This is a genomic window from Pseudomonas sp. MWU16-30322 (assembly GCF_020515535.1).
GTDB lineage: Bacteria > Pseudomonadota > Gammaproteobacteria > Pseudomonadales > Pseudomonadaceae > Aquipseudomonas > Aquipseudomonas fluorescens_H.
Genome location: NZ_JAIWYL010000009.1, coordinates 100,325 through 127,033 on the forward strand (window position 1 = coordinate 100,325; position 26,709 = coordinate 127,033).

Here is a 26,709-nt window from a genome sequence, read left to right on the forward strand (position 1 = left end):
GTGTTGCCTGACAGGACGCCTTCGCGAGCAAGCCCGCTCCCACATTTGGAATGCGTTACCCCTGTGGGAGCGGGCTTGCTCGCGAAGCTTTTTAGCTCCGCCGCGCGTGATACAGGCTCACATGCCGAAATTCTTCCGGCTCCGCCAGATCCGGCAAGGTCATCGCCTCAAGCATTTCGATGCGCTCATATAACGGATGGCGAAAATCCCGAACCCGTGAGTCCGCCACCAGCGCCTCGCGGCCACGACTGAGAAACGCATCGAGCAGCGGCAGGTTCTCGCGGTCGTAGAGCACGTCCGCCACCAGAATCAGATCAAAACGATCAGCCTCGGCAAAGAAGTCCGTCGAATAGCTCATCTGCACATCATTGAGTTCAGCGTTGGCCCGACACGCAGCAATCGCCAGCGGATCAAGATCGCAAGCCACCACCTCCAACGCCCCGGCCTTCACCGCCGCAATCGCGGCGATCCCGGAGCCGGCGCCGAAATCCAGCACCCGCTTGCCGCGCACCCACTCGGGAAACTCCGCCAGATAGCGCGCCACCGCCAGGCCGCTGGCCCAGCAGAAACTCCAATACGGCGGTTCGTGGAGGATGCGCCGGGTTTCGTCCGGACTGAATTCGCGATCCATGTTGTCGCCGTCGATCAGCCACAGCTGCAAATCGGTACCCGGCAATGCACAGGCCTTGAGCCGGGCATCACCGAGCAATTCACCTAACGCCAGTTGCAGGTCGAGCGGTACGGTCATGGTGCTTTGACAAATTGCAGCTGGCCCAGCGCTTGAGTGGTCGGCTGGGTAATGGGTTGCGACGGCAGATGCAGGATCAACTGGCCGGACTGCGTGGCGCGGCCGCGCAGCTCAACCCGCGCGCCGGCGGGGAATGCTTCGGGGTTGAAACGCAGACGGAACGGCAACGCCTGGTTATTGCCTATCAGCGTGGAACTGGCGAGCAACTGTTGCGGGCGGGACTTATCGTCGATCACCAGCAACGCCAGTTCGACTTCGGCCCCTGCCGGCACGCCTTGCAGAGTGCCGCTCAGTTCCCGTTGATAAGCCGGCAGCGGACCGAGGTCAGCGGCTTCCCGGGCTTTTTTCTGCGCCTGCTGCGGCGCCGGGCCCGGCGTTGGCGGCTGCGGCTTGGGTTTATCGCTGCCACAGGCCACCAGCAGGGCGAAAAGACTGAGCAAAACGAGCGGTCGTAGCGACATTGGCAGCTCCAGAAAATGAAATCCGTGGATCAAACGATCATGGCAGTCTGTATACCGCAAACCCTATGGCTTGTCTTGCCACCGGGATGCGCTACCATGGCCCTCCCTTTTTTTGTTGCCAGCCACCATGCACTGTCCCTTCTGCGGTGCCAACGACACCAAGGTCATCGACTCGCGTCTGGTCGCCGAGGGCGAACAGGTGCGCCGCCGGCGTGAATGCCTGGCCTGCGGCGAGCGTTTCACGACATTCGAGACGGCCGAACTGGTGTTGCCGCGCCTGATCAAAACCGACGGCAGCCGCCAACCGTTCGACGAAGAAAAGCTCCGCGCCGGCATGCAACGCGCCCTGGAGAAACGTCCGGTGAGCGTCGAGCGCCTCGAATCCTCTCTGGTTCACATCAAGCACAAGCTGCGCGCCACCGGCGAGCGCGAGGTCAAATCCCTCGTGGTCGGCGAACTGGTGATGGCCGAGCTGCAAAAGCTCGATGAAGTGGCCTACATCCGTTTCGCCTCGGTGTACCGGCGCTTCCAGGATCTCAATGAGTTCCGCGAAGAGATCGACCGCCTCGCCCGCGAACCGGTGAAAGAATGACCAGCGCCGCCGAGCAGGCGATCCTCGACGCCCACTTCATGGCGCGCGCGCTGCAACTGGCGCGCAAGGGCCACTACACCACCCACCCCAATCCACGGGTTGGCTGCGTGATCGTGCGTGACGGGCAGATTGTCGGCGAAGGCTTTCACGAGCGCGCCGGCGAACCCCACGCCGAGGTCCACGCCCTGCGCGCTGCCGGTGAGTTGGCGCGCGGCGCCACCGCTTACGTGACCCTTGAACCGTGCAGCCACCATGGCCGCACACCGCCGTGCGCCGATGCGTTGGTGACTGCCGGGGTTGCTCGGGTGGTCGCCGCGATGCGCGATCCGAATCCGCAGGTCGCCGGGCGTGGCTTGCAGCGTCTGACCGATGCCGGGATCGCCACCGAAAGCGGCGTGCTCGAAGCCGAGGCGCGCCAGCTCAATCAAGGTTTCCTGAAACGCATGGAACACGGCTTGCCGTTCGTGCGGGTCAAGCTGGCGATGAGCCTCGACGGCCGCACGGCGATGGACAGCGGCGAGAGCCAATGGATCACCGGCCCGGCCGCGCGTTCCGCTGTGCAGCGTTTGCGCGCGCAGGCGGCCGTGGTGCTGACCGGCGCCGACACCGTACTGGCTGACGGCGCACGCCTGACCGTACGCGCCGACGAACTGGGTCTGGATGCCGAACAAACCGCACGGGCCATGAGCCGTCCGCCGCTGCGGGTGCTGGTCGACGGGCGCCTGCGGGTGCCGCTGGACGCGCCGTTCTTCAAGGCCGGCCCGGCGCTGGTCGCGACGTGCATGGCGGTCGAAGAACAATACGCCAATGGCCCGGAATGCCTGATCGTGCCGGGTGACGATGGTCAGGTCGATCTGCATCAACTGCTGATCGAACTGGCCAACCGTGGCGTCAACGAAGTGCTGGTCGAGGCCGGCCCGCGTCTGGCCGGCGCGTTCGCCCAGCTCGGTCTGGTCGATGAGTTCGTGATCTTCATCGCCGGCAAGTTTCTCGGCTCCACGGCGCGGCCGTTGCTGGACTGGCCGCTGGCCTATATGAAGGACGCTCCCGAGCTGAAAATCACTGAAATCCGCGCGGTTGGCGATGACTGGCGAGTCACTGCGACGCCAGTCGTTTCGGCGAGCGTATAATTCCCGGCCATCGCCTTAGCGCTGGCTTCGTTCTCAAGGAGAACCCCATGTTTACCGGCATCATCGAATCCATCGGCAGTATCCGCGCACTGACCCCAAAGGGCGGTGATGTGCGGGTGCATGTCGAAACCGGCAAGCTCGACCTGAGCGACGTCAAACTCGGCGACAGCATCGCCGTCAACGGCGTGTGCCTGACGGCGGTTGAGCTGCCGGGCAATGGCTTTGCCGCCGACGTCAGCCGCGAAACCCTCGACTGCACCGCCATGAATGACCTGAAAAGCGGCAGCCCGGTCAATCTGGAAAAAGCCCTGACCCCGACCACCCGTCTCGGCGGCCATCTGGTCAGCGGCCACGTCGACGGTGTCGGCGAAGTGGTGTCACGCAGCGACAATGCCCGCGCCGTGGAATTTCGTATCCGCGCGCCGAAAGAACTGGCCAAGTACATCGCCCATAAAGGTTCGATCACCGTCGACGGCACCAGCCTGACCGTGAACGCGGTCGATGGCGCCGAATTCATGCTGACGATCATTCCGCACACCCTGAGCGAAACCATCATGGCTTCCTACAAGCCGGGCCGCCGGGTGAACCTGGAAGTCGATTTGCTGGCGCGTTATCTGGAGCGTCTGCTCCTCGGCGACAAGGCTGCTGAGCCAAGCGCTGGCGGTATCACTGAAAGCTTTCTGGCCGCCAACGGCTACCTCAAATCCTGACTGAAGGGGGTGCCTTGTGGCGCTCAATAGCATCGAAGAACTGGTTGAAGACATCCGCCAAGGCAAGATGGTCATCCTCATGGATGACGAAGACCGCGAGAACGAAGGCGACCTGATCATGGCCGCCGAATGCTGCAAGGCCGAGCACATCAACTTCATGGCCAAGCACGCCCGTGGCCTGATCTGCATGCCGATGAGCCGCGAGCGCTGCGAACTGTTGAAACTGCCACTGATGGCGCCACGCAACGGTTCCGGTTTCGGCACCAAGTTCACCGTATCGATCGAAGCCGCCGAAGGCGTCACCACCGGTATTTCCGCCGCCGACCGTGCGCGCACCGTGCAAGCGGCCGCGGCGAAAGACGCCAAGGCGGAAGACATCGTCAGCCCGGGCCACATCTTCCCGCTGATGGCTCAGGCCGGTGGCACCCTGGCTCGTGCCGGTCACACTGAAGCCGCCTGCGACCTGGCGCGCATGGCCGGTTTCGAACCAAGCGGCGTGATCTGCGAAGTGATGAACGACGACGGCACCATGTCCCGTCGCGCCGAACTGGAAGCGTTTGCCGCCGAACACAACATCAAGATCGGCACCATCGCCGACCTGATTCACTACCGGATGATCCACGAACGTACCGTTCAGCGGATTGCCGAACAGCCGCTGGACAGCGAACTGGGCCAATTCAACCTGGTGACCTATCGTGATTCGGTGGAAGGCGATGTGCACATGGCCCTGACGTTGGGCACTGTCTGCGCCGAAGAACCGACCCTGGTTCGCGTGCATAACATGGATCCGCTGCGCGACCTGCTGATGGTCAAGCAACCGGGGCGCTGGAGCCTGCGCGCCGCGATGGCTGCGGTCGCCGAGGCCGGCAGCGGTGTGGTGCTGTTGCTCGGTCACCCGCTCGACGGCGACGTGCTGCTGGCGCATATCCGCGAAACCGGTGAGCAGGCGGCGGTGAAAAAACCGACCACTTACAGCATCGTCGGTGCCGGTTCGCAGATCCTGCGTGACCTCGGCGTACGCAAAATGCGCTTGATGTCTGCGCCAATGAAATTTAATGCGATATCCGGTTTCGATCTGGAAGTTGTAGAATACGTGCCCTCCGAATAATGACCGGTCGTTTCCGGCATTGTTGACGTAGATCCTTGTGGTGAGGGGATTCATCCCCGACGGGCTGCGCAGCGGCCCTATTTGGTTGGGACTGCTGCGCAGTCCATCGGGGATAAATCCCCTCGCCACAGGGGTGTAGTCGAACAGCAATGCGGTGTTTCCGGTCATGAATTTGTGGCTAATATCACTGAGGGATGCGTACGAAACGCGTCCCGGCTCTTTAAGAGATCTGACGAATGACCCTGAAGACCATCGAAGGTACCTTCATCGCCCCTAAAGGCCGCTACGCTCTGGTAGTGGGCCGTTTCAACAGCTTCGTGGTTGAAAGCCTGGTCAGCGGTGCAGTTGATGCCCTGGTTCGCCACGGCGTGAGCGAAAGCGACATCACCATCATCCGCGCACCTGGCGCCTTCGAAATCCCGCTGGTTGCGCAGAAAGTCGCTCAGAAAGGCGAGTTCGCAGCCATCATCGCCCTCGGCGCGGTCATTCGTGGCGGCACTCCGCACTTCGAATACGTGGCTGGCGAATGCACCAAGGGCCTGGCCCAGGTGTCCATGGAGTTCGGCGTACCGGTCGCGTTCGGCGTCCTGACCGTTGATTCCATCGAGCAAGCCATCGAACGTTCCGGCACCAAGGCCGGCAACAAAGGTGCTGAAGCTGCCCTGTCCGCTCTGGAAATGGTCAGCCTGCTGGCGCAGTTGGAGGCCAAGTGATTAGCGACGATAGCGATCGTTTCAACCCGCGCGATCCGAAACCTGCGGATGCCGGCAAGCCATCGAAAAGCGTCAAGCGTCGCGAAGCCCGTCAGCTCGCGACTCAGGCTCTGTATCAGTGGCACATGGCCAAGGCTTCGCTGAACGAAATCGAAGCGCAGTTCCGCGTTGATAACGATTTCACCGATGTCGATGGCGCGTATTTCCGCGAAATCCTCCACGGGGTTCCGGCGAGCCGCACCGAAATCGACACCGCGCTCAAGCCGTGCCTGGACATCGAAATCGAAGAGCTGGACCCGGTTGAACTGGCGGTTCTGCGCCTGTCCACCTGGGAACTGCTCAAGCGCGTCGACGTGCCGTACCGCGTGGTGATCAACGAAGGTATCGAGCTGGCGAAAGTCTTCGGTTCGACCGACGGCCACAAGTTCGTCAACGGTGTACTCGACAAGCTGGCTCCGCGCCTGCGTGAAGCTGAAGTCAAGGCGTTCAAGCGCTGATCAGCGCTTGATATCGCAATGGGCGAGTTTGAGCTGATCCGCAATTTCTTCGCCGCCGCGCCTTGTGCGCAGGGCGGCGAGGGCGTTGCCCTGGGGATCGGCGACGACTGCGCCTTGCTGGCGGTTCCCCCCGGGGAGCAGCTGGCGATTTCCACCGATACGCTGGTGGCCGGCGTGCACTTCGCCGATCCCTGCGATCCGTTTCTGCTCGGTCAGCGCTCGCTGGCCGTTGCGGTCAGCGACCTGGCCGCTATGGGCGCCACGCCCGTTGCCTTTACCCTTGCCCTGACTGTGCCGACGGTGACCGCCGATTGGCTGCAAGCCTATGCCCGCGGTTTGAACCGCATGGCGCAGAGCTGCGGCGTCGCGCTGGTGGGCGGCGACACCACCCGTGGGCCGTTAAGCCTGACCGTCACGGTGTTCGGTCGCGTCCCGGCCGGGCAGGCCTTGACCCGCAGCGGCGCACAACCGGGCGACCTGCTTTGTGTTGGCGGCGAACTGGGCAATGCCGCCGGTGCCTTGCCGCTGGTGCTTGGCCAGCGTGAAGCCGACACTGATATTGCCGAGCCGCTGCTCAGTCATTACTGGGCGCCGCAACCGCAACTCGGGCTCGGTCAGGCCTTGCGCGGCAAGGCCACCTCGGCCCTGGATATCTCCGATGGCCTGCTTGCCGATTGCGGCCATATCGCTCTGGCTTCGCAGGTGCGGCTTGAGGTTGAACGCGAGCGCGTACCGTTGTCCGATGCTTTAGTGGCGTTTCTCGGCCAGCGTGGCGCCGAACGGGCGGCGTTGAGCGGCGGCGATGACTATGTGCTGGCCTTCACGCTACCGTCCGTCGAGTTGCCGGCACTGCTGGCCGATGGTTGGCCGATCCATGTGATCGGGCGTGTGGCGCAGGGCCAGGGTGTGGTGCTGCTGGATCGCGAAGGACACGACATCACCCCGCAAATCCGGGGTTATCAACATTTTCAGGAGACACCGTGACAGATCACCCGAAACAGGTTCCGGCCGAATTCGTTCCGCCGTCGGTCTGGCGCAATCCCTGGCATTTCCTCGCGTTCGGCTTCGGCTCCGGCACCTTGCCGAAAGCGCCGGGCACGTGGGGTTCGTTAGTTGCGCTACCCTTTATCCCGTTGTGGCAGATGTTGCCCGACTGGGGTTACTGGCTGATGCTCGGGATCACCATGCTGTTCGGCTTCTGGCTGTGCGGCAAGGTCGCCGACGATCTGCGGGTACACGACCACGAAGGCATCGTCTGGGACGAAATGGTCGGGATGTGGATCACCCTGTGGCTGGTGCCGGAAGGCTGGTACTGGTTGCTCGCGGGGTTCCTGATGTTCCGCTTCTTCGACATTCTCAAGCCATGGCCGATTCGCTGGATCGATCGGCATGTCCACGGCGGCGTCGGCATCATGCTCGACGACGTGCTGGCCGGCGTGTTCGCCTGGCTGGCGATGCAGGGACTGGTGTGGATTTTCGCCTGATCCGGATTGTCAGGGTTAAGTGGGGAGACTAAGGATGGGTAGTCGCTGGCTGGCGCTGGTGTTTTTTGCCTTGCTGGGCACTGTCGCCAGTGCGCAGGAAGCTGCGCCGACGCCCGCGGTCATCCATCTGGCCAGCGAAGACTGGGAAGACTACACCGCCGCTGACGGTCACGGCCTGGGCTGGGACGTGCTGCGCAAGGTCTTCGAACCGGCCGGGGTGAAGCTCGACATTCGCAGCGAACCATACACTCGTTCAGTTGGGCTGGCCCAGCGTGGCGAGGTCGATGCTTGTGTCGGTTCTTATCATGAAGAATTCAGCGACCTGCTCTATCCGCGCTGGAATTTCGACACCGACCACATCTACGCCCTGGGCCTGGCGAGTAATCCAGCACCGACCCCGGAAACCCTCGGCCAATATCGGCTGGCTTGGGTTCGTGGTTACGACTATCAGAATTATCTACCCGGCGTGCGCAACTTCAACGAGGTCGTGCGACGTACCGGGATCCTCTCGATGCTCACCCACAACCGTGCTGACTATTACATCGATGCGCAGACCGAAATCGATTACGTGGTTGGCCGGGCCAAGGATCCGACGCAGTTTCGCAAGACCCACATCGCCGAATTGCCGCTGTACCTGTGCTTCGCCGATACGCCGCAAGCGCGCACGCTGATGGCGCTGTTCGACAGGCGCATGGAGCAGTTGGTGAAGAGCGGCGAGCTGAAGCCGATTTTCGAGCAGTGGAAGCAGCCGTATCCGTTTGATACGCCCTGATTGCGAATCTTGTGCCCAACACTGTGCCCCCTGTGGGAGCGGGCTTGCTCGCGAATACGGTGGTTCCGCCAGCCTATTGCCGACTGACACGACGCCTTCGCGAGCAAGCCCGCTCCCACAGGGGGGGCCAGGCAAGTCGGGTGTTATCAAACTTTTTGATCGTTATGCCCGATAATTCAGCCTAAGCGCCTGCCGGAACCTGCTGTTACAATGCCGGCCTGCGAATCTTCAGACTTTTTAGATCAGGAGCACACAGGTGCCTGTCGTTTTTGTCGCCGCTTGCAAGCTGCCAACGCCTTTTGCGCAATTCACCATGCACGGTTTTCTCGATGAAGCCACCGGCCGCGAGCACGTTGTGCTGAGCCTGGGTGAAATTGACGACGGTGCCCCGGTCCTTGGCCGGTTGCATTCCGAGTGCCTGACCGGTGATGCCCTGTTCAGCCAGCGCTGCGACTGCGGCTCGCAACTCGAAGCGGCGCTCAAGGCCATCGCCCGCGAAGGCCGTGGCGTGCTGCTGTACCTGCGTCAGGAAGGTCGTGGCATCGGTCTGCTGAACAAGATCCGCGCTTACGAGTTGCAGGACGGCGGCGCCGACACCGTGGAAGCCAACGAGCGTCTGGGTTTCGCCGCCGACCAGCGTGACTACGCGATGTGCCTGCCGATGCTGGAGCACCTGGGCGTGAAGTCCCTGCGCCTGATGACCAACAACCCGCGCAAGGTCAAAGCCCTGACCGACATGGGCATCGTCGTCGCCGAACGCGTGCCGCTGCACACCGGCCATAATCCGCACAACAAGCTCTATCTGGCGACCAAGGCCAGCAAGCTCGACCACATGATGGGCAACGAGCATCAGGGCGAGGTCGACCGCGCGTGACCCGCGGTCAGGTGCGCCGCCGTCTGGCGGTCGATTGGTGGAAGTATCTGGCGTTGGCGCTGCTGCCGCTGTTCGTGCTCAACGCACTGTTCGGCCAATATGAAGCGTTTCTGCCGGTACTGACCATGCCGATGTTCATTGCCGGCGTGGCCTCGATGTTTGTCAGCCTGAAGTTTTTCGGTGGCTACAAACACGCACTGATCGCCACCCAGAAAGCCCTCGATACGCCTGCCGAGCCGGCGGCCTGGATCGCGCTCGCGGCCCGTCGTCGTGTCGCGTTCCTCGCTGCATCGCTTCCGGCATGGATCGGTGCGCTGGCCGTGTTCGTCGGCCTCGAAGCCGTACCGCTGATGCTGCTGGCGCTGTCCACGGCCGTGCTGTTCTACCTCTATCGCATCCCGCGTCAACTCGGCTGATGCGCCGTCTGTGGCTGGCGGTGCTGCTGCTGGCCGTCGCCGGCCCGGCGCTGGCGAGCCTGCGGGTGGTGAGCCTCGCGCCTTCGCTGTCGGAAATTGTCGTTGAGCTGGATTCGGCCGATCTGCTGGTTGGCGTGCTCGATGCCGGCGAGCGTCCTGCCGCGCTCAAGGATGTCCCGTCAGTGGGCCGCTACGGTCAGCTGGACATGGAGCGTCTGCTCAGTTTGAAGCCCGATTTATTGCTGTTGTGGCCCGGCAGTGTCGGCCCGGCGCAACGCGATCAACTCAAACGCCTGAACATCCCGACCTACGTCGCCGAACCGCACAATCTCGAACAGCTCTCTGCACAGATCGAAGCCATTGCCGCGCAACTCGGCCGGCCTGAACGTGGGGTGACACTGGCGGCGGATCTGCGCCAGAAACTCGATGACCTGCGCCAACGCTATCGCCGGGAGACGCCGCTGACAGTGTTCTATCAAGTCTGGGACAAGCCGCTGTACACCGTCGGTGGCGGGCAGATCATCAGCGATGCGCTTGAGGTATGCGGCGCGCGCAATGTGTTTGCCGATCTGAGTTTGCCGGCGCCGCAGGTCAGTATCGAAGCGGTGTTGCAGCGCGATCCCGGGGTGATTCTGGCCGGTGATCAGGCCCAGCTTGATGCCTGGAAAGCCTGGCCGCAGGTGAGTGCGGTGGCGCATGGCCAACTGTTGTTGGTCACGGATAAAGGCCTCGAACGCCCAAGCGGGCAGATGATCGAGGCAACCGCCAAACTCTGCCATCTGATTGCGCCTGACCGCTGAGACCGAGGTGAATTCTTCGCGAGCAAGCCCGCTCCCACATTTGGAATGCGTTCCCCCTGTGGGAGCGGGCTTGCTCGCGAAGAGGCCAGTCGAAGCAGCGCAAATTCTGGATCAGAGCTCCGGCGTCCAGGTCACCCCAAACACCCAGGCCCGACCTTCCTCGCGATAGCCATACTGGCTGCCGTCATAGCTGTACAGCGCGCGGCTATAGCTTTTGTCGAACAGGTTCTCGACCTTCATATCCAGTTTGATCTCGCGGTTCAGTGCCCAACTGCTGCGCAATCCGATCAAGCCGTAGCCGCCCAGTGACTGGGTGTTGTCCTTGTCGTCGTAGCTACTGCTTACCGCCTGCCAACTGGCGCCCAGACCCAGTCGGTCAAACTGTCGATCCAGATCCCAACTCATCATGCGCCGTGCGCGGCGGGCCAAGGTGTGCCCGGTATCGCGATCACGCGGATCGATAATCGCCACGCCGAGATTGCTCTGCCAGCCGAACAGCTCCTGCTTCAATGCCGCTTCAAAGCCATTGATCCGCGCCGAGGCCACGTTCTCCGGGCGCGAGTTGCTGCCGAAGATGATCGCGTCTTGCAGATCAGTGCGGTAAATCGAAGTTTCCAGGCGACTGGAATCGCTCAACTGGCTACGCCATTGCAACTCGTAGCTTTTCGAGGTTTCCGGTTTCAGGTTCGGGTTGCTGAAATCCGGGTAGTACAGGTCGTTGAAGGTCGGCGCGCGGAAGCCTTCGCTGTAGCTCAGCAGCAGATCGTTGTCCGGGTTTAGCGGCAGGGTAAAGGTTCCGCTCCAGGTGTTCTGGCTGCCAAACTGCTGGTTGTCGTCGTGGCGCAGGCCCAGCTCCGTGGAGAAGCTGTCGGCCTGATAGCGATGCTGGATGAACGCGGCGCGGTTCCAGCGGCTGTCCTCGTCGAACGCGGTGCTGCTGTTGACCCGGTCTTCGTACCAGTCGCCGCCGAGGATCAGGCTGTTGCGCGCATCCAGAGTCAGGTCGTTCTGCCAGTTCACCGAATCGCGATAGGTGTTGAACACCGTGCGCTCGTCGCTGAGTTTGTCGAGGGTCTTTTCGCGGTTTTCGGTGTGACCGAATTCGACGCGGGTTTTCCAGATTTCGTTGACCCGGGCATCGACGTAGCTGCTGACACTGCTGACGTTGAAGTCGCTGTAGGGCTGCTGTTGCACCGACTCGAAGGTGGTCGTATCGAAGCGCCCGAACGGGTTGTCGAACTCGCTTTTGCCGCGGTTATCCAGCAGGTTGGCGCCGACTTCGATGTCATCGGTCAGCGCATGGCTGAGACTCAGGCTGACGGATTGATTGCGGTAGGCATCGTGATCGCTGTCGCTGGGGTAGGACTCGTGCGTACGGTCGATACCGGCAGTGTCATCGAGGCTGGCACCCAGGTTGAAGCGGGTTTTCTCGTCGCCACCCGACAGGCCGAGACTGCGTTCCCAGGTCTGGTTGCTGCCGAGACCGACGTGCAATCGAGGCTGTAAACCTTGCTGGTTACCGCGTCGGGTGAAGATCTGGATCACCCCGCCAATCGCATCGCTGCCGTAGATCACCGAACGCGAACCGCGCAGCACTTCCACGCGTTCGATCTGGTCGATGTTCAGGTGCTGCAGGTTGCTGTCGCCGGAGGTCGAGCTGCCGATGCGCTGGCCGTCGACCAGCACCAGACTCTGCGCCGACTGGGTGCCGCGAATGTAGATCCCCGGCAGGCTGCCGCGCCCACCGGCCTGCGCCACCTGCACGCCCGGCACCCGTTGCAGCAGATCGGTGACGCTGCTCGGTTGCAGGCGGTCGATGTCTTCGCGGGTAAACACGGTGTTGGCGGCGCTGCTGTCGTTGCGCGCTTCGACTTGGCGGTTGGCGCTGATCAGCGTGTCCGGCAGTTTCAGGGCTTCGTCGCGTTCGAAGGTGTCGGCGAAGGCACTGGCGGCTGGCAGCAGGAGGAGGGGCAGGGCGAGGCGCGAGAGGTTCATCGGTGATCCAGTGGATATTTCTGATGTACACAAATCAAATGTGGGAGCGGGCTTGCTCGCGAAGGCGCCGGTTCAGTCAACTCATCATCGACTGAACCGGCGCCTTCGCGAGCAAGCCCGCTCCCACATGGGTATTGCGTGTTACTTGTTGAGCAGTTCCAGACGCTCACGAATCGAAGCTTCGATTCCCGCTTCATCAAGCCCGCACTCGGCCAGCATCTGCGCGGGTTTGGCGTGCTCGACGTAGATGTCCGGCAAGCCCAGATGCAGCATCGACTTGAGGATGTTCTCGCGCGCAAGGAACTCGCTGACCGCGCCACCGGCGCCGCCCATGACCGCGTTCTCTTCGATCGTCACCAGCAATTCGTGGTTGCCGGCGATTTCGCGCACCAGTGCCTCATCCAGCGGCTTGACGAAGCGCATGTCGACCACGGTCGCATCCAGCTTCTCGGCGACTTTCAGCGCTTCGCTCAGTTGCACGCCGAACACCAGCAGGGCGACTTTGCTGCCCTGGCGACGGACGATGCCCTTGCCGATTTCGATCGGCTCCAGATCCTTGTCGATGGTCGCGTTCGGGCCAGTGCCGCGCGGGTAGCGCACGGCCGCCGGGCCGTTGTACAGGTGGCCGGTGGTGAGCATCTTGCGCAATTCGTTTTCATCGCTCGGGGTCATGATGACCATCCCCGGGATGCAGCGCAGGTAGGACAGATCGAAGCTGCCGGCGTGGGTCGGGCCGTCTTCGCCCACCAGACCGGCGCGGTCGATGGCGAACAGCACGTCGAGGTTCTGCACCGCGACGTCATGCACCAACTGGTCATAGCCGCGTTGCAGGAATGTCGAGTAGATCGCCACCACAGGCTTGGCACCTTCGCAGGCCATACCGGCAGCGAACGTCACCGCGTGCTGTTCGGCAATCGCCACGTCGAAGTAGCGCAACGGGAAACGTTCGCTGAACGCCACCAGGTCCGAACCTTCCTTCATCGCCGGGGTGATGCCGACCAGCCGCGGATCAGCCGCCGCCATGTCGCACAGCCATTCGCCGAACACCGCCGAATACTTCGGCCCGCCCGCCTTTTTCGGCGCCGCGGCCGGAGCGTCGAGCGGTTCGAGCTTGGTGATCGCGTGGTAACCGATCGGATCGACTTCCGCCGGGGCGAAGCCTTTGCCTTTCTTGGTGACGATGTGCAGGAACTGCGGGCCTTTCAGATCGCGCATGTTGCGCAGGGTAGCGATCAGGGTTGGCAGGTCGTGGCCGTCGATCGGGCCGATATAGTTCCAGCCCAGCTCTTCGAACAGGGTGCCGGGAACCAGCATGCCTTTGGCGTATTCTTCGGTGCGACGGGCGATTTCCCAGGCGCCGGGCAGGCGCGACAGGACTTTCTTGCTGCCCTCACGCATGCTCGCGTAAGTGCGGCTGGAAAGGATCTTCGCCAGATAATTCGACAGACCACCGACGTTGCGCGAGATCGACATGTCGTTGTCGTTGAGGATCACCAGCATGTTGGCGTTGACTTCCGGCGCATGGTTCAGCGCCTCGAAGGCCATGCCGGCGGTCAGCGCGCCGTCACCGATCACCGCAATCGCCTTGCGATCGCTGTTTTGCAGGCGGGCGGCAATGGCCATGCCCAGCGCGGCGCTGATCGAGGTGCTGGAGTGGCCGACGCCAAAGGTGTCGTACTCGCTCTCGGCGCGACGCGGGAAAGCGGCGATGCCGTCCTTCTGGCGCAGGGTTTCCATGCGCTGGCGGCGACCGGTGAGGATCTTGTGCGGATACGCCTGATGACCGACGTCCCACACCAGCCGGTCATCCGGGGTGTCGAAGACGTAATGCAACGCGATGGTCAGCTCGATGACGCCCAGGCCGGCACCGAAATGCCCACCGGTCTGGCCGACCGTGTAGAGCAATTCCAGGCGCAACTCATCGGCCAGGGTTTCCAGCTCGGCTTCGCCTAACCGGCGCAGGCCGTCCGGCGTGTTCGCGCGGTCGAGCAGGGGCGTGGTCGGGCGCTTGCGGGGAATCTCATGAAACGTCGTGGGCATCAGGCGAATCGTTATAGGTATAAAAGATGCGGCAGTTTACCTGATGCATCGCCCCCTGCCCACGCGTTGGTCTTTTTTGGCAGGTTGGCGTTCAGTTACGCCGCTCGACGATATACCGGGCCAGGTCGCGCAAAGGCTCGGCTGCCGCGTCAAACGGTCGCAGCGCGTGCAGTGCCTGATCGCGCAGTTCCAGGGCGTAGACCTTGGCCGCGTCCAGCCCCAGCAAGGCCGGGTAGGTCGGTTTGTCGCGGGCGATGTCGGCGCCCTGGCGTTTACCGAGGGTTTCGGTATCGCTTTCGACGTCGAGAATGTCGTCCTGTACCTGGAAGGCCAGACCGATGGCCTGTGCATAAGTCTGCAGGGCTTTGAGTTGATCCTGCTCGGCACGGCCGCTGGCCAGGGCGCCGAGTTTGACGCTGACTTCGATCAGCGCGCCGGTCTTGTGCCGGTGCATCTGCTCCAGTGCTTGCTGATCCAGCTTCAGACCGACCGAACCGAGGTCGATGGCCTGACCGCCGACCATGCCCGCCGGGCCTGCCGCGTGCGCCAGCGCCGTGACCTGTTGCAGACGGATGTCGGCGTCGAGGTTGCTCAGGCGCGGGTCGAGCAGGGCGCTGAAGGCCAGGCTCTGCAAGCCGTCACCGGCGAGAATCGCGCAGGCTTCGTCGAATTTCTTGTGGGTGGTGGGCTGGCCGCGACGCAGATCGTCGTCGTCCATCGCCGGCAAATCGTCGTGCACCAGCGAATAGGCGTGGATCAGCTCCACCGCGCAGGCCGCGCCGTTGGCCTGCTCAGCCTTGCCACCGAGCGCTTCGCACGCGGCGTAGGCCAGCAGCGGACGCACGCGTTTGCCGCCGATCATCACGCTGTAGTGCATTGCCTCATACAGGCGCGACAGTTCCGGCAGCGGAGCCTTGAAGAGGATTTCCAGTGCCGCATTGACCCGCGCCTGACTGGTCGCCGAATACGCCGCAATCATTCTGGCTGTTCCGCGTCGAAGGGTTCCTCGGCGAGTTCGCCATCGCGCTCCAGCAGCACTTGCACCTTCTGCTCGGCCTGGGCCAGCGCTGCCTGGCAGTCACGGGTCAGGCCGATGCCCTGCTCGAAAGCGGTCAGCGAGTCTTCCAGCGACAATTCACCGTTCTCCAGACGCTCGACCAGTGTTTGCAGGTCGGCGAGGGACTGTTCGAAATCCAGTGCAGCTTTTTTGCGGGCCATGGCGGCGATTTCCGGTTGACGTTAAACCGGCGCGACACTAGCAGATAGGGGGTTTATGGGCAAATGAGGAGCCCCGGACGACCCCGCTTTACTGTGGCGAGGGAGCTTGCTCCCGCTGGGTTGCGTAGCGACCCCAAAACCCGCCACCGCAGTTCTTCAGGCAGATTGTAATGACCGGATTGGGCCTGCTGCGCAGTCCAGCGGGAGCAAGCTCTCTCGCCACAGTATTTGTGGTGACTTATGAAGGTTGGAGCTTATTCGGCTCATTTTGTGAGCCGAATAACGCTTCTATTCGGCTCACGCCCAACAAACCTGCGTGAATCCCACAGCAAATCCAGATGTATCCGATTGTTAAAAAACTGCCGAATCGCTAATCTTCGCGCCTTCTACGACCCGCTGGTCACGGGGTCTTTCAGACGAAACGCAGTTTCCACCGCTGTGAAGTACCGAGGATAGGGTGCAAGGTTTCGTTCAGGCATGGCAGGAGGCACTACATGCGTTCATTTCTTTTGTTGCTGATCGGTCTGGCTGGCGCGCCTGCGCTGCTGGCGGCGCCGACTGCCGAGCTGTCGGAACCATCCGGTGGCTGGCGTTATAACGGCTTGCTTGATCGCAGTGAAAACCCGCAAGTCGCCTATCCGACGCCGCCAATCGACCGTGGCATCCAGCGCAATCGCACGATGATCCAGGGCCAGCTCAAGGCCATCGGCAATCAGCGCGGGCCGCACACGCTGGCGGTCAATGGCAACCCACTGAATCTGTACACCGACGATGACGGGCGATTTGCCCGTCCGTATGCGTTCGGCGCCGGTTCCAACAGTGTCGAAGTGCGCAGCGCCGAGGGACAGTCGCTCAAGCGCGTGCAGTTCTACGAAGCGAACAACCTGCGCACTCCGGCGAAAATCCGTGTGGTGCTGGGTTGGGACGATCCCAAGGCCGAACTCGACCTGCACATCATTACGCCCGACGGTCAGCACGCGTTTTTCGCCCACACGGCGCTGACCAACGGCGGCGGTCTGGACCCGGACGGCGTCGATGGCCCCGGCCCGGAAATGTTCACCATGACCGCGCCGCTGCATGGCACCTATCTGGTTTACGTCAACTATTGGGGCAACTTTGGCGACGGCGGCTATAACTTCGAGGAGGCCAGCAATCAGAACGAGGTCATCACCTCGCAAATCACACTGGTGCTCAACGAAAACACGGTCGACGAAAAACGTGAAACGTTCATCGTGCCCCTGCGGGCGATCGGTGATCTGCTGCTGGTCAAGACTTTCAACTATTAAGCATCCCGCTCCACGGATGAACTTCGGGTTTTGTGAACATGAGTGATAACGCTGCTTCTCCGGCCGTCCCGACACCTGCCGGCAAACCTTCCCGGCGCTGGCCGGCGCTGCTGATTGGCCTGGTCCTGGTGGCCGGGGTGGCGGGTGGTCTCGGCTGGCTGCTGCACAAGCCCAAGTTGCCGGCAGCTCTACTTGCCAGCGACAAGCTCGGCCTGAGCCGCCCGGACGCACTGCTGGAAACCCGCTCCCTGAGCCAGTTGCCCAAGGACCTGCTGACGGTGCCGTTCCTCAAGGCCACGCTCACCGAAGATTTCGTCTTCTATTACGAAACCCACGCTGACCGCCTCGGCCTGATCGGCAGCCTGCGACGGATCATATACGAGCACGACCTGCAGCTGCAGGACAGCCTGATCGAGCAGCTTTTCGATCAGCCAGCCGATGTCGCGTTGTGGCGCGGTGCCGATGGCCGACTCAAGGATTTCCTGCTGGTGATGGATCGCGGCGGTCTGGCGAAACTGCTGGAGCCGCTGGCGAAAGTCGCGCTGGATGACTCGCAACTGAGCAAGTTCGGCACACTGAAAGTCGGCAGCGACGAGGTGACGCTCTATCAGCTCAGCTACAACGCCAGCAAATCGCTGCTGTTTGCTTCGCGCGGCGACAAGCTGGTAGTGCTGTCCAATCCGGCCAAATACTACGACGCCGACAACGGCGCTTCGGAGGAGTCGGGCCACGTGTCTTCACAAGCGCTGGCAGCGTTGCTCAATGGCGACAAACTGTTCCCCGAAGCCTTCGGTTTGGCAACGAAAGCGCCGGAAATCAAACAGCGCCTGTCGGTGAACTCCAGCGTGCTTGCCATGGGGTATCAGCGCTTCATCCCGAACTTCGCCGGACTGCGTTTCGACATGGACGACAAGGGCTGGCATAGCTTTCTGGCCATGGACGAACTGGACAATCAGCCGGACTTCGATTTCAAACCGGTGTGGCAAGCCATGCCGCTGGGCGCCAGTGCCTGCGTGACCTTGCCGGTGGCGGCCGAACCGCAGAAACCATTGCTGGTGAAACTCGGCGCCGACGAGGCTGTGGCGCAGAAACTCACCGAGCATGTGGCCGGCGCGGCGGGCCTGTGCTGGTACGCCGATTCGCGGTTGTACACGCCGTTGCTGGTCGCCAGTCTGAAGGATGAGGACAGCAGCAAGCTCGATGGCGATCTGGGCACGTTGTTCGGTTCGATGGTGGGCGCCTACGAGGCGAATATCGATGAGCACGTGTTCCCGGTGGTCGAGAAACAGGAAGGCCAGAGCCATGTCTGGCAGCGTCAGATCAGCTCCAATTTCGGTCCGTACGCAGCGAAGACTGCCGAGAACCCGGACGCGATCACCGGCAAGGCGTTCATGAAAGTCAGCCTCGCCCGTCACGGTTCGACGCTGCTGTTTTCCCTCGACGACAAACTGGTCGACAAGGCCCTCGGTACCCTCGACAAACGCTTCCCACCGATGGCCGACGTGCTGCCGAAAGACGTGCTGATGCCGATCTACTTCGGCCCCGATTCGATGGCGCAACTGATGCAGCAGGAAACCCTCGACAGCCTGCCGCAGGACATGGAGCCGGTGTTCTACAACGCCGCGCAAACCTACCTGATCCCGAAACTGCGCACCCTCGGCGGTTATGGCAAATACGCGCTGACCTTGCCCGAAGGCAGCGAGCCTGACGGCCACTGGCAATGGCTGCCGCTGGAATGGAAAGCACTGTGACGACACTGATCCGCAGCCTCGGCCTGCTCGCGCTGCTGCTCAGCGCCGGCGCCCGAGCCGTCGAAGCGCCTGCACTCGATCCGGCACAGTCCCAGGTGTTCCGCGCCTGGTTCGTGCGCATCGCTCAGGAGCAACTGAGCCAGGGGCCGAGCCCGCGCTGGTATCAGCAGGATTGCGCGGGGCTGGTGCGTTTCGCTGCCAACGAAGCGTTGAAAGTCCACGACGACAAATGGCTGCGCAGCAATGGCCTGTCCAATCGCTACCTGCCGCCGGAGCTGACGCTCAGAGATGAGCAGCGCAAGCTCGCCCAGCAATGGCAGCAGGGCGGCGGCAAGGTCGGGCCGTACGTCAACGCGATCAAACTGATTCAGTTCAACAGCCATCTGGTCAGCCGCGACGTGTCCCAGGCACGCCCCGGCGACCTGATGTTTTTCGATCAGGGCGACGACCAGCACCTGATGATCTGGATGGGCCGCTACATCGCCTATCACACCGGCACCACCACCCCCACTGACAACGGCATGCGTTCGGCAAGCCTGCAGCAACTCATGACATGGAAGGACACCCGATGGATACCCGACGCAGCCAACCCCAACTTCATCGGCGTCTATCGACTGAACTTTCTCTCCCAATGACCGGTGCCCGCATGCTGCGACTCTGCGCTCGAATTCCCCTGCTGCTGGCGCTGTTGCTGCCACTGGCGACCGTCAACGCTGAAGATTCGGTGGAGCCGAGCGGCTACACGCCGGTCTCTGGTGAAAGCTTTTTCCTGCTGGCTGACAGCAGTTTCGCGGCGGACGAGCAGGCGATGGTGCGTCTCGAAGCACCCGGTCGCGACTACCGCCGCTTCCGCATGGAACCGTACGGCGGTGCCGACATCCGCGTGTACCGCATCGACAAACCGCTGGATTTCCTCAAGCGCCAGAAGAACCTGCACCGCGTGGTCAGCGACGGTCAGTTCAAGGGCGAAGGTCTGTCCAACACCCTCGCGTACCTGTGGGACAACTGGTACCGCAAATCGCGGCGGGTGATGCAGCGTGCGTTCTCCTACGAATCGCGCAAGCAGGTCACCGAGGAAGTACCGGAACTGAAGATGGGCAACGCCATCGCCGCGCCGACCCCGTACGACGCACAGCCGCAATTCGCGTTGATTCCGGGTCTGCCGGTGGTCAGCCAGTTCCGTTATCCACTGTGGCAGGCCAAACCGATCCAGCCGCCGGCCGGGGTCAATCTGGCCGGGTCTTCCAGCGAGTTCGTCAGCGTTGCGCCGGGTAACGTGTACATCCCGTTGGGCAAGCTGAAACCGGGCCTGTATCTGGTCGAAGCGCTGATCGGCAAGTACCGCGCGACCACCATGGTTTTCGTCTCCAACACCGTGGCGGTGAGCAAGATTGCCGGTGATGAATTGCTGGTCTGGGCCGCACGCAAACACGAAGGCAGTTCGGTGCCGAAGGTCAATGTGCTGTGGACTGACGGCCTCGGCGTGATGAGCAGCGGCGCCACCGATGCCGATGGTTTGCTGCGCCTGAAACACGTCAGCCCCGAGCGCTCGTTCGTGATCGGCGAGGACGAAGAGGGCGGGGTGTTCGTCTCCGAGAACTTCTATTACGACAGCGAAATCTACGACACCAAACTCTACGCGTTCACTGATCGACCGCTCTATCGCCCGGGGGATTGGGTGTCGCTGAAAATCGTCGGTCGCGAGTTCAAGAATGCGCGGGATTCGGTATTGCCGGGTGCGGCGGACGTCACGGTCAGCGTACTGGATGCCACCGGAACCGAGTTGCAACACCTTGACCTGAAACTCGATTCCAAGGCCGGTACCCAGGGCCGCTTCCAGTTGCCGGATAACGCCGTGGCCGGTGGCTATGAGATCCGTTTCAACTACAAGGATCAGGTCTACAGCAGCGCCTTCCGCGTGGCTGAATACATCAAGCCGCACTTTGAGATTTCGCTGAATCTGGCCAAGCAGGATTACCGCACCGGCGAGCCGGTGACGGGCAGTCTGGTGCTGCTGTATCCGGACGGCAAACCGGTGGCCAACGCCAAACTGACCTTGAGCCTGCGCGCCCAGCAACTGTCGATGGTCGACAACGAGCTGCAATACCTTGGGCAATTCCCGGTGGAACTGACCAGCACCGAACTGACCACCGACAGCAAAGGCAACGCGACCCTCGACCTGCCGGCCGCCGACAAACCGAGCCGTTACATGCTCACCGTGTTTGCCAGCGATGGCGCGGCGTATCGGGTCAAGACCACCAAGGAAATCCTCATCGACCGTGGCGCCGCAAGCTTCCGTCTGAGCGCGCCGCAACGTTTCAGCGCGGTCAACGACAAAGTCGCGTTCAGCTACGTCAACGAAGGTAGCAGCGAGCAAAGCAAAGCCGTCACCCCGAGCAGCTACAGCTGGGTGCGCCTGGAAGACCAGAGCACCGGCGAAGGCAAACTGGCGGCAACAGACAAGGGCTTCAGCATTGCCTTCGAACGTCCGGGTACTTACAACCTGACGCTGAAGGATCAGCACGGTCGCGTTCTCGGCGCCACCGGCCATTCGGTCACTGGTGACGGCGTCAAAGCGGTGCCGGGCACTGTGGAAATCGTCCTCGACAAGCCCGAGTACAAGGCTGGCGATGAAGCGCTGGCGCTGATCACGTTCCCGGAGCCGGTCAGCGATGCCCTGCTGTCGCTGGAGCGCGACAAGGTCGAAGCCACCGCGCTGCTGGCCAAGGGCGGCGACTGGCTGAAACTGGAAAAACTCAGCGACACCCAATACCGCGCACGCATCCCGGTGAAGGACAATTTCGCGCCGAACCTGACCTTCTCGGTGCTGTACACCAAGGGCGGGCAGTACAGCTTCCAGAACGCCGGGATCAAGGTGGTCGCGCCGCAAATCGACGTGGCGATCAGCACCGATAAAACCGTGTACCTGCCGGGCGACACGGTCACGGTTGACCTGACCACGCAGTTCGCCGGCAAAGCGGTCCCGGCGCATCTGACCGTCAGCGTCGTCGATGAAATGGTCTACGCGCTGCAACCGGAAGTCGCACCGACCATCGACCAGTTCTTCTACCACCCACGCCGCAACAACGTGCGCACCAGCGCCAGCCTGTCGTTCATCAGTTACGACGTGGCGTTGCCGGGCAGCCCTGGCGCACCGGGCAAGGCAAACCGCAGCGAGCGCGGAGTGAAAGTGCTGGAGCGTCCGCGTCGCGAAGACGTCGACACCGCCGCATGGCAGCCTGAGCTGTTGACCGGTGCCGACGGCAAAACCCGGTTCACCTTCAAGATGCCGGACTCGCTGACCCGCTGGCGCATCACCGCCCGGGCCATTGCCGATGACGGTCAGGTCGGGCAGAAGAAGCAGTTCGTCCGTTCGGAAAAACCGCTGTACCTGAAGTGGAGCGGGCCGAGCAAATTCCGCAAGGGCGATCAGCCGCAACTCGGAGTGTTTGCCTTCAGCCAGGCGGAAAAACCGGTCAAGGCTGAGCTGGTCACCCATTACGCTGGCGCCGAACAACGCCTGCCGGTGACCCTGAATAACGGCATCAACTACGTGCCTCTGCCGGCGTTCGCCCTGGCCTCGGGTGAGTGGACTGCCGAGCTGGTGCAGGATGGCAAAACCGCGGACTCCCTGGCCGTGCGCCTGAGCGCGACCGGTGACGGCTGGCAAGTCACGCAAACCCAAAGCCTCGACGTGGCCAGCGGCGACACTCCGTTGAGCCTGCCGGCGGACGCCACTGACATTCGTCTGCGTCTGGATGACAGTCCGCAAGCGCTGTTCCGTTCCGCGCTCGACGATCTGCTGAGCTACCCGTATGGCGGCGTCGAGCAGACGGCCAGCCGTTTGCTGCCGCTGAGCATCGCTTATCCGTCGCTGGCGTCGAGCCCGCAAATCCGCGATCGCCTGCGTCTGATCATGCAGAACAGCCGTTTGCGTCTGGTGCAAATGGCCGGGCCGTCGGCGAGCTTCACCTGGTGGGGCTTCGACGGCGAGCCGGACGCGTTCCTCACCGCTTACGCCTATTACGCCGACTGGAACGCCAGCCAAGTGCTGGAGCTGACCTTGCCACCGGAGCACTGGCAGCGAGTGCTGGAGGTCTACGCCAAGCAAGCGCCGAACACGCCGCTGCTGCAGCGGGCACTGATTCTGTCGTTCGCCAAGCAGATGCACCTGCCGGTGAATACCCTGCTCAGCGGTTTGATGGACGATCTGGCCAAGGCCGGTGAGGGCAATGCCGAAACCCTGATGGACGACGGCGAAGACAGCATGGTGATGAATGACCCGGATTCGGCGCTCGGTCTGGCGGCGGCGCGGGTGTTGACCGCGGCGCTGGCGACTCAGTCGAAAGTCGCGTTGCCGGACGCATTCAATCGTCAGGTTGGCGCGGCGCAACAGCGTCTGGCGGTCAGTTCGCAGCCGTTTGCCGAAGCGCTGAACCTGTCGCTGCAAGCGTTCGATCAGGCCCGTGCGACGGCGTTGCTGCAACGTCTGCTGCCACAGCAATCGACCCTCGAACGCGCCCTGGCGCTGAGCTGGTTGCAACGCAGCATCGCCCAGGCCTCGCCGACCATCGCGCTGATGCCGGGTGAAGGCTGGAAGAAAAGCTACGGCGCGACCGGCGAGATGTTCTGGACGTGGCAGGGTGCGACACCGGTGCCGAGCGTTTTGTCGGTGTCCGGCACTCAGGAGCGTCCGCTGCGGGCGGCGCTGAGCTTCCAGACCCGGCAACCGGCGGTCGATCCAATGGCCGTGACCATCACCCGGCGCCTGTCGCGACTGGTGCCGGGCGACGAAGCGTTCACCTTCAAACTGGAGCCGGTCGGCAGCAAGCCGCTGTCCAGCGACAGCCTGTATCTGGATGAAGTGATCCTCACCAGCAAGGCGCCGAAACCGCTGCGCTACGGCATGCTCGAAGTGCCGCTGCCACCGGGCGCCGATGTCGAGCGCACCACCTGGGGCATCAAGTTGCAGGGCAAGGATGGCACCGAACCGACCGCGCTGGAGAAGGCGCGCTTCGAGCCGGGGCAACTGGCTTACGCGGTGCCGGTGGATGCGCTGAGCGGCGAATTGCGTCTGCGTCATCTGGTGCGCTTCTCGCAGAAGGGTCAGTTCAACCTGCCGCCGGTGCGCTTCACTCAGGTCTATGCACCGCAGCATCAGGCCCAGGAAGCGCAAGCCGCCCTCGGTCAGGTCACGGTCAACTGACATGAACCGGCCGCTGCTGTGGCTGCTGATGTGTGTGATGCCTGCGCTGGCGACGGCGCAGGATGAGCCGTTGCGGCTGGCGTACAAGGGCGAGTTGTTGTCGTTGAATCACACGCAACTGATCGCTCGCGAGCCCTTGCCGTCGACGCTGGATACCCCGCTGGGCAGTCTGTGGAAATTGTTCGTCTATGCGTGGCTGGTGGATACCGGTGCCCGCGAACCGGCGTATGAATGTCACGGGCAATCCAAGGAAGAGGTTTATTGCTGCTCGGCGGGCGGCAAGATCGAGCGCGATCAGGCGTTGGTCAAATCCTGCGGGTTGTACTTTGAGCCGGCGCGGTTGGGCATAGCTGCTGCCGATTGGCGCACGTATTGGCAGGCGCGGCAGGCACCGTCGTGGTTGCTGGATTTACCAACCGTGCAACCGGCTACCCGGGTTTCCGTGGCTGACTTGCTGAAGGTGTTGTCGGTGCTGCCGGCGCAGGAGCAGATGCGCCGCGTATTGCTCGACGTCGTGCTGAATGCGGCGGATGGCAATGTCGTCGGCGAACTCGGTGGTCGCCTGCGGGTGAAAACCTGGAGCTGGCTCGGCGATCAGGATCCGCAATCGCGACAGGGCGGTTTCGCCGGTTGGACGGCAGATGGCTCGCCGATCTGGGCCGGTGGGCGTGGCACCAGTCAGATGGTTTTGCGCCATTACGGGCAGGCGTTGGCGTCGGTGTTGCCAGCAACGTGGCCGGCGGAGGCGGGGCGTTGTGTTGAGGTCGGACTGTTCTCGCGCTATCCGGTTTCGCGAGTCCTTTCGGGTGAGCGCGTTGCTGGCTCCGGGCCTTTGCAGGGCGACTACCGCGTCGAATTCGCCAATGGCAATGCGCTGGATATCCACAGCGCCGGCGAACTGTTTCTGCTCAACGACAAACTCGTCGCACGGCTCGATCGCGAAGAATACGTCGCCCGCGTTCTTGAGCGCGAAGCCAAACCTGAACCGGCCGAAGCCGCCAAGGCACTGGCCGTGGCGATCCGCACCTACTTGCTGCAAAACGCCACGCGCAATGGCGATTGTCTGAGTATCGACGACAGCAGCAACCGTCAGCGCGTCGCCCCACGTCCGGCTTCCGCCGAGTCGCGCAACATCGCGGCGTGGACCGCGGATCTGGTGCTGGCCGGCAGCACCGTCACCTATCACTCCGACCAGCCCGGCCCGGACAAACTCGCCTGGCAACAAGCCGTCGAACAGGCCAACGCCGGCCAGCGCTACGACGCGATTCTGCTGCACGCCTACCCGCGCGCCAGCCTCAGCCGCTGGGACAACCCGGTCGCCTCCTGCGAAGCACTGCCCGCCGCGCAAGACTGGCTGCAAAAGCAGCGTCGTGGCTGGCGTCCTAAGCTTGAAAGCGAAACCGGCTACAACGAAGTCAGCACCTTCGCCGTGTGCAAACTCGCTTTCGGTCGCCCTTTTGTCGATCGCGAACGCCAACGTATTTACGTGCGCGGCGTGCTGACGCTGCAGGATCGCCTCGACCTGACTCACGAATACCTGCACCTGGCCTTTGAGGCACATCCCAATGGCCAGGATGAAACCTACATCGAAGGGCTCGCCCGTCACCTCTTGCTGGAATAGACCATGACACTCCGTTATCCACAGGTCTTGCTGTTGCTCTGCGCGTTCAATGCATTGCCGATGGCAATGGCCGCCGACAGCGTCAAACTCGACACCCCGGTCGGCGGCTGGCGCACCGGCGCGCCCGAGGGCGAAGGCGAAAACTTCCGCCAGACCGTCAACTACCCGGCCTCGTCGGTCAATACACCGGTCGGCCAAGCCAACACTGCACGCATCAGCGGTGAAATCAAAGCCACCCCCAAGAGCAAGGATCCCGGTCGGTTGATCGTCAACGGCGTCAGCATGCCGCTGAAAATCGACGACAGCGGCCACTTCGACCGTCCGTTCTCCTTCCCCAACGGCAGCAACAGCGTCGAAGTGCGCAGCCCTGACGGCCAGCAACGCCACCGCACCCAATTCCTCAACGCCAGCGGCGGCGCCACCCCGGCCAAACTGCGCGTGCTGCTGTCGTGGGACAGCGACGGCACCGACCTCGACCTGCACTTGGTCACCCCCGACGGCGCGCACATATGGTACGGCGATCGCGTCGCCCCCAACGGCGCGGCGCTCGACGTCGACGTCACCACCGGCTACGGCCCGGAAATCTTCGCCATGCCGGCACCGATCAAAGGGCAGTATCTGGTGTACGTGAATTATTTTGGTGGCGGCTATCGCGGGGATGACGAGGGTGGGGAAGAGGCGGTGCAGCCGTTGACCACGGCGCAGGTGACGGTGATTACCGAAGAGGGTACGCCGAGCGAGAAGATGGAGACGTTTGTGGTGCCAATGCGGGCGGTGGGGGAGTTGACGTTGGTGAAGTCGTTCAGTTATCCCTGAGCAGCAGCCTGCTCAGGGTTGCACTAGAAACCGGGCGGAATGTAACCAGGCACGAACGGCACGTTGATGCACTTGCCGTGAATGATCTTTCCGTCCTCGATCCTGAACAGCACGATCTTTTTCGCCTTGTTGACGGTGGCTTCGAGTTTGCAGTCGGAACTGTGACCGACCGTCTCGTAATACTCGGTGTAAACCATGCCGTTGCCGGTGTGATTCATTGAAGTGCCGGCCGCTTCCGTGGTGGTCCAGCTGGACGATTTATACCAGGTGAGCACAGCCAGATTCTCGCCGTTGGCACCGGTCTGTTTTTTCATCGAGTCCGGTTTGCCGAACAGGTCTAGCGCTTCCTGAACATCACGTCCTTCCCAGCGCGACTGCGCAATCAAGTGGCAGCCATTGATCAGCAAAACAGCGGGCGTTATCAGCAGCGCCAATAACGTTTTAGTCCATGGGTTCATCGTAATTCCCGCC

25 protein-coding genes are annotated in these 26,709 nt (G+C 62.5%); 18 read left to right on the forward strand and 7 right to left on the reverse strand.

What is annotated here, in order from left to right; translation table 11 throughout:
• Positions 1-91 precede the first annotated feature (91 nt).
• The gene (locus LCH64_RS19540; RefSeq protein WP_226501037.1) at positions 92-748 is read right to left on the reverse strand and encodes a 50S ribosomal protein L11 methyltransferase; all 657 of its coding nucleotides are present in this window, start codon (positions 746-748) and stop codon (positions 92-94) included.
• Positions 745-1,209: a YbaY family lipoprotein gene (locus LCH64_RS19545; protein WP_226501038.1), complete on the reverse strand. Its 465-nt coding sequence runs from the start codon at positions 1,207-1,209 to the stop codon at positions 745-747. Before LCH64_RS19545 ends, LCH64_RS19540 begins: the two co-directional genes overlap by 4 nt.
• 127 nt (positions 1,210-1,336) lie before the next feature.
• Between LCH64_RS19545 and nrdR the strand changes: the two genes are divergently transcribed.
• From nrdR to LCH64_RS19605, 12 genes are all read left to right on the forward strand, one after another.
• Positions 1,337-1,801 carry a transcriptional regulator NrdR gene (nrdR, locus tag LCH64_RS19550; RefSeq protein WP_003228656.1) on the forward strand — a complete coding sequence of 155 codons (465 nt, stop codon included), beginning with the start codon at positions 1,337-1,339 and terminating at the stop codon, positions 1,799-1,801.
• The gene (gene ribD, locus LCH64_RS19555) at positions 1,798-2,931 is read left to right on the forward strand and encodes a bifunctional diaminohydroxyphosphoribosylaminopyrimidine deaminase/5-amino-6-(5-phosphoribosylamino)uracil reductase RibD (protein WP_226501039.1); all 1,134 of its coding nucleotides are present in this window, start codon (positions 1,798-1,800) and stop codon (positions 2,929-2,931) included. The genes nrdR and ribD overlap by 4 nt, the downstream gene beginning before the upstream one ends.
• 47 nt (positions 2,932-2,978) lie before the next feature.
• Positions 2,979-3,641 (forward strand): riboflavin synthase, encoded by a 663-nt coding sequence (locus LCH64_RS19560; protein ID WP_103367225.1) that lies wholly within the window; start codon positions 2,979-2,981, stop codon positions 3,639-3,641.
• 16 nt (positions 3,642-3,657) lie between these two features.
• Positions 3,658-4,749 carry a bifunctional 3,4-dihydroxy-2-butanone-4-phosphate synthase/GTP cyclohydrolase II gene (ribBA, locus tag LCH64_RS19565; protein ID WP_003228650.1) on the forward strand — a complete coding sequence of 364 codons (1,092 nt, stop codon included), beginning with the start codon at positions 3,658-3,660 and terminating at the stop codon, positions 4,747-4,749.
• Between the two features lie 236 nt (positions 4,750-4,985).
• Positions 4,986-5,462, forward strand: a complete 477-nt coding sequence (gene ribE, locus LCH64_RS19570; RefSeq protein ID WP_003228649.1) for a 6,7-dimethyl-8-ribityllumazine synthase — start codon at positions 4,986-4,988, stop codon at positions 5,460-5,462.
• A complete protein-coding gene (nusB, locus tag LCH64_RS19575; protein ID WP_003228643.1) occupies positions 5,459-5,959 on the forward strand; it encodes a transcription antitermination factor NusB in 501 nt (166 codons plus the stop codon). The genes ribE and nusB overlap by 4 nt, the downstream gene beginning before the upstream one ends.
• 18 nt (positions 5,960-5,977) lie before the next feature.
• On the forward strand, positions 5,978-6,943 hold the full coding sequence (gene thiL / locus LCH64_RS19580) for a thiamine-phosphate kinase (protein ID WP_202370624.1): 966 nt from the start codon (positions 5,978-5,980) through the stop codon (positions 6,941-6,943).
• Positions 6,940-7,443 carry a phosphatidylglycerophosphatase A gene (locus LCH64_RS19585; protein ID WP_003228639.1) on the forward strand — a complete coding sequence of 168 codons (504 nt, stop codon included), beginning with the start codon at positions 6,940-6,942 and terminating at the stop codon, positions 7,441-7,443. The genes thiL and LCH64_RS19585 overlap by 4 nt, the downstream gene beginning before the upstream one ends.
• Before the next feature lie 34 nt (positions 7,444-7,477).
• Entirely contained in the window at positions 7,478-8,215 is a 738-nt protein-coding gene (locus LCH64_RS19590; protein WP_226501040.1) for a transporter substrate-binding domain-containing protein, read from the forward strand.
• A gap of 256 nt (positions 8,216-8,471) precedes the next feature.
• Positions 8,472-9,089, forward strand: coding sequence for a GTP cyclohydrolase II (gene ribA / locus LCH64_RS19595; RefSeq protein ID WP_003228637.1), 618 nt, complete (start codon positions 8,472-8,474; stop codon positions 9,087-9,089).
• Positions 9,086-9,505 carry a hypothetical protein gene (locus LCH64_RS19600; RefSeq protein WP_007968175.1) on the forward strand — a complete coding sequence of 140 codons (420 nt, stop codon included), beginning with the start codon at positions 9,086-9,088 and terminating at the stop codon, positions 9,503-9,505. Before ribA ends, LCH64_RS19600 begins: the two co-directional genes overlap by 4 nt.
• Positions 9,505-10,305 (forward strand): cobalamin-binding protein, encoded by an 801-nt coding sequence (locus LCH64_RS19605; protein ID WP_226501041.1) that lies wholly within the window; start codon positions 9,505-9,507, stop codon positions 10,303-10,305. The genes LCH64_RS19600 and LCH64_RS19605 overlap by 1 nt, the downstream gene beginning before the upstream one ends.
• 111 nt (positions 10,306-10,416) lie before the next feature.
• Here LCH64_RS19605 and LCH64_RS19610 read toward each other — a convergent pair whose 3' ends face one another.
• The 4 genes from LCH64_RS19610 to LCH64_RS19625 form a co-directional block, all read right to left on the reverse strand.
• Complete coding sequence (locus tag LCH64_RS19610; protein WP_226501042.1) at positions 10,417-12,300, reverse strand: TonB-dependent receptor; 1,884 nt, start codon at positions 12,298-12,300, stop codon at positions 10,417-10,419.
• Positions 12,301-12,441: 141 nt separating this feature from the next.
• Positions 12,442-14,340: a 1-deoxy-D-xylulose-5-phosphate synthase gene (dxs, locus tag LCH64_RS19615; protein WP_103521353.1), complete on the reverse strand. Its 1,899-nt coding sequence runs from the start codon at positions 14,338-14,340 to the stop codon at positions 12,442-12,444.
• A 91-nt stretch (positions 14,341-14,431) separates the two neighbouring features.
• Positions 14,432-15,319: a (2E,6E)-farnesyl diphosphate synthase gene (gene ispA / locus LCH64_RS19620; protein WP_183784243.1), complete on the reverse strand. Its 888-nt coding sequence runs from the start codon at positions 15,317-15,319 to the stop codon at positions 14,432-14,434.
• Entirely contained in the window at positions 15,316-15,558 is a 243-nt protein-coding gene (locus LCH64_RS19625; protein WP_003228627.1) for an exodeoxyribonuclease VII small subunit, read from the reverse strand. The genes ispA and LCH64_RS19625 overlap by 4 nt, the downstream gene beginning before the upstream one ends.
• Positions 15,559-16,052: 494 nt before the next feature.
• Here LCH64_RS19625 and LCH64_RS19630 point away from each other — a divergent pair, with 494 nt between their 5' ends.
• The 6 genes from LCH64_RS19630 to LCH64_RS19655 are packed head-to-tail and all read left to right on the forward strand — an operon-like array spanning position 16,053 to position 26,238.
• On the forward strand, positions 16,053-16,844 hold the full coding sequence (locus tag LCH64_RS19630; RefSeq protein WP_103521354.1) for a DUF2135 domain-containing protein: 792 nt from the start codon (positions 16,053-16,055) through the stop codon (positions 16,842-16,844).
• Between the two features lie 38 nt (positions 16,845-16,882).
• Positions 16,883-18,595, forward strand: coding sequence for a DUF2138 domain-containing protein (locus LCH64_RS19635; RefSeq protein WP_226501043.1), 1,713 nt, complete (start codon positions 16,883-16,885; stop codon positions 18,593-18,595).
• The gene (locus tag LCH64_RS19640; protein ID WP_226501044.1) at positions 18,580-19,230 is read left to right on the forward strand and encodes a DUF1175 family protein; all 651 of its coding nucleotides are present in this window, start codon (positions 18,580-18,582) and stop codon (positions 19,228-19,230) included. Before LCH64_RS19635 ends, LCH64_RS19640 begins: the two co-directional genes overlap by 16 nt.
• Positions 19,227-23,801 carry an alpha-2-macroglobulin gene (locus tag LCH64_RS19645; RefSeq protein WP_226501045.1) on the forward strand — a complete coding sequence of 1,525 codons (4,575 nt, stop codon included), beginning with the start codon at positions 19,227-19,229 and terminating at the stop codon, positions 23,799-23,801. Before LCH64_RS19640 ends, LCH64_RS19645 begins: the two co-directional genes overlap by 4 nt.
• Before the next feature lies 1 nt (position 23,802).
• Positions 23,803-25,422, forward strand: a complete 1,620-nt coding sequence (locus LCH64_RS19650) for a DUF2300 domain-containing protein (RefSeq protein ID WP_226501046.1) — start codon at positions 23,803-23,805, stop codon at positions 25,420-25,422.
• Between the two features lie 3 nt (positions 25,423-25,425).
• On the forward strand, positions 25,426-26,238 hold the full coding sequence (locus LCH64_RS19655; RefSeq protein ID WP_226501047.1) for a DUF2135 domain-containing protein: 813 nt from the start codon (positions 25,426-25,428) through the stop codon (positions 26,236-26,238).
• A 23-nt stretch (positions 26,239-26,261) separates the two neighbouring features.
• Here the strand turns inward: LCH64_RS19655 and LCH64_RS19660 are convergent, their stop codons facing one another.
• Positions 26,262-26,696 (reverse strand): hypothetical protein, encoded by a 435-nt coding sequence (locus tag LCH64_RS19660; protein WP_027612917.1) that lies wholly within the window; start codon positions 26,694-26,696, stop codon positions 26,262-26,264.
• Between the last annotated feature and the right edge of the window lie 13 nt (positions 26,697-26,709).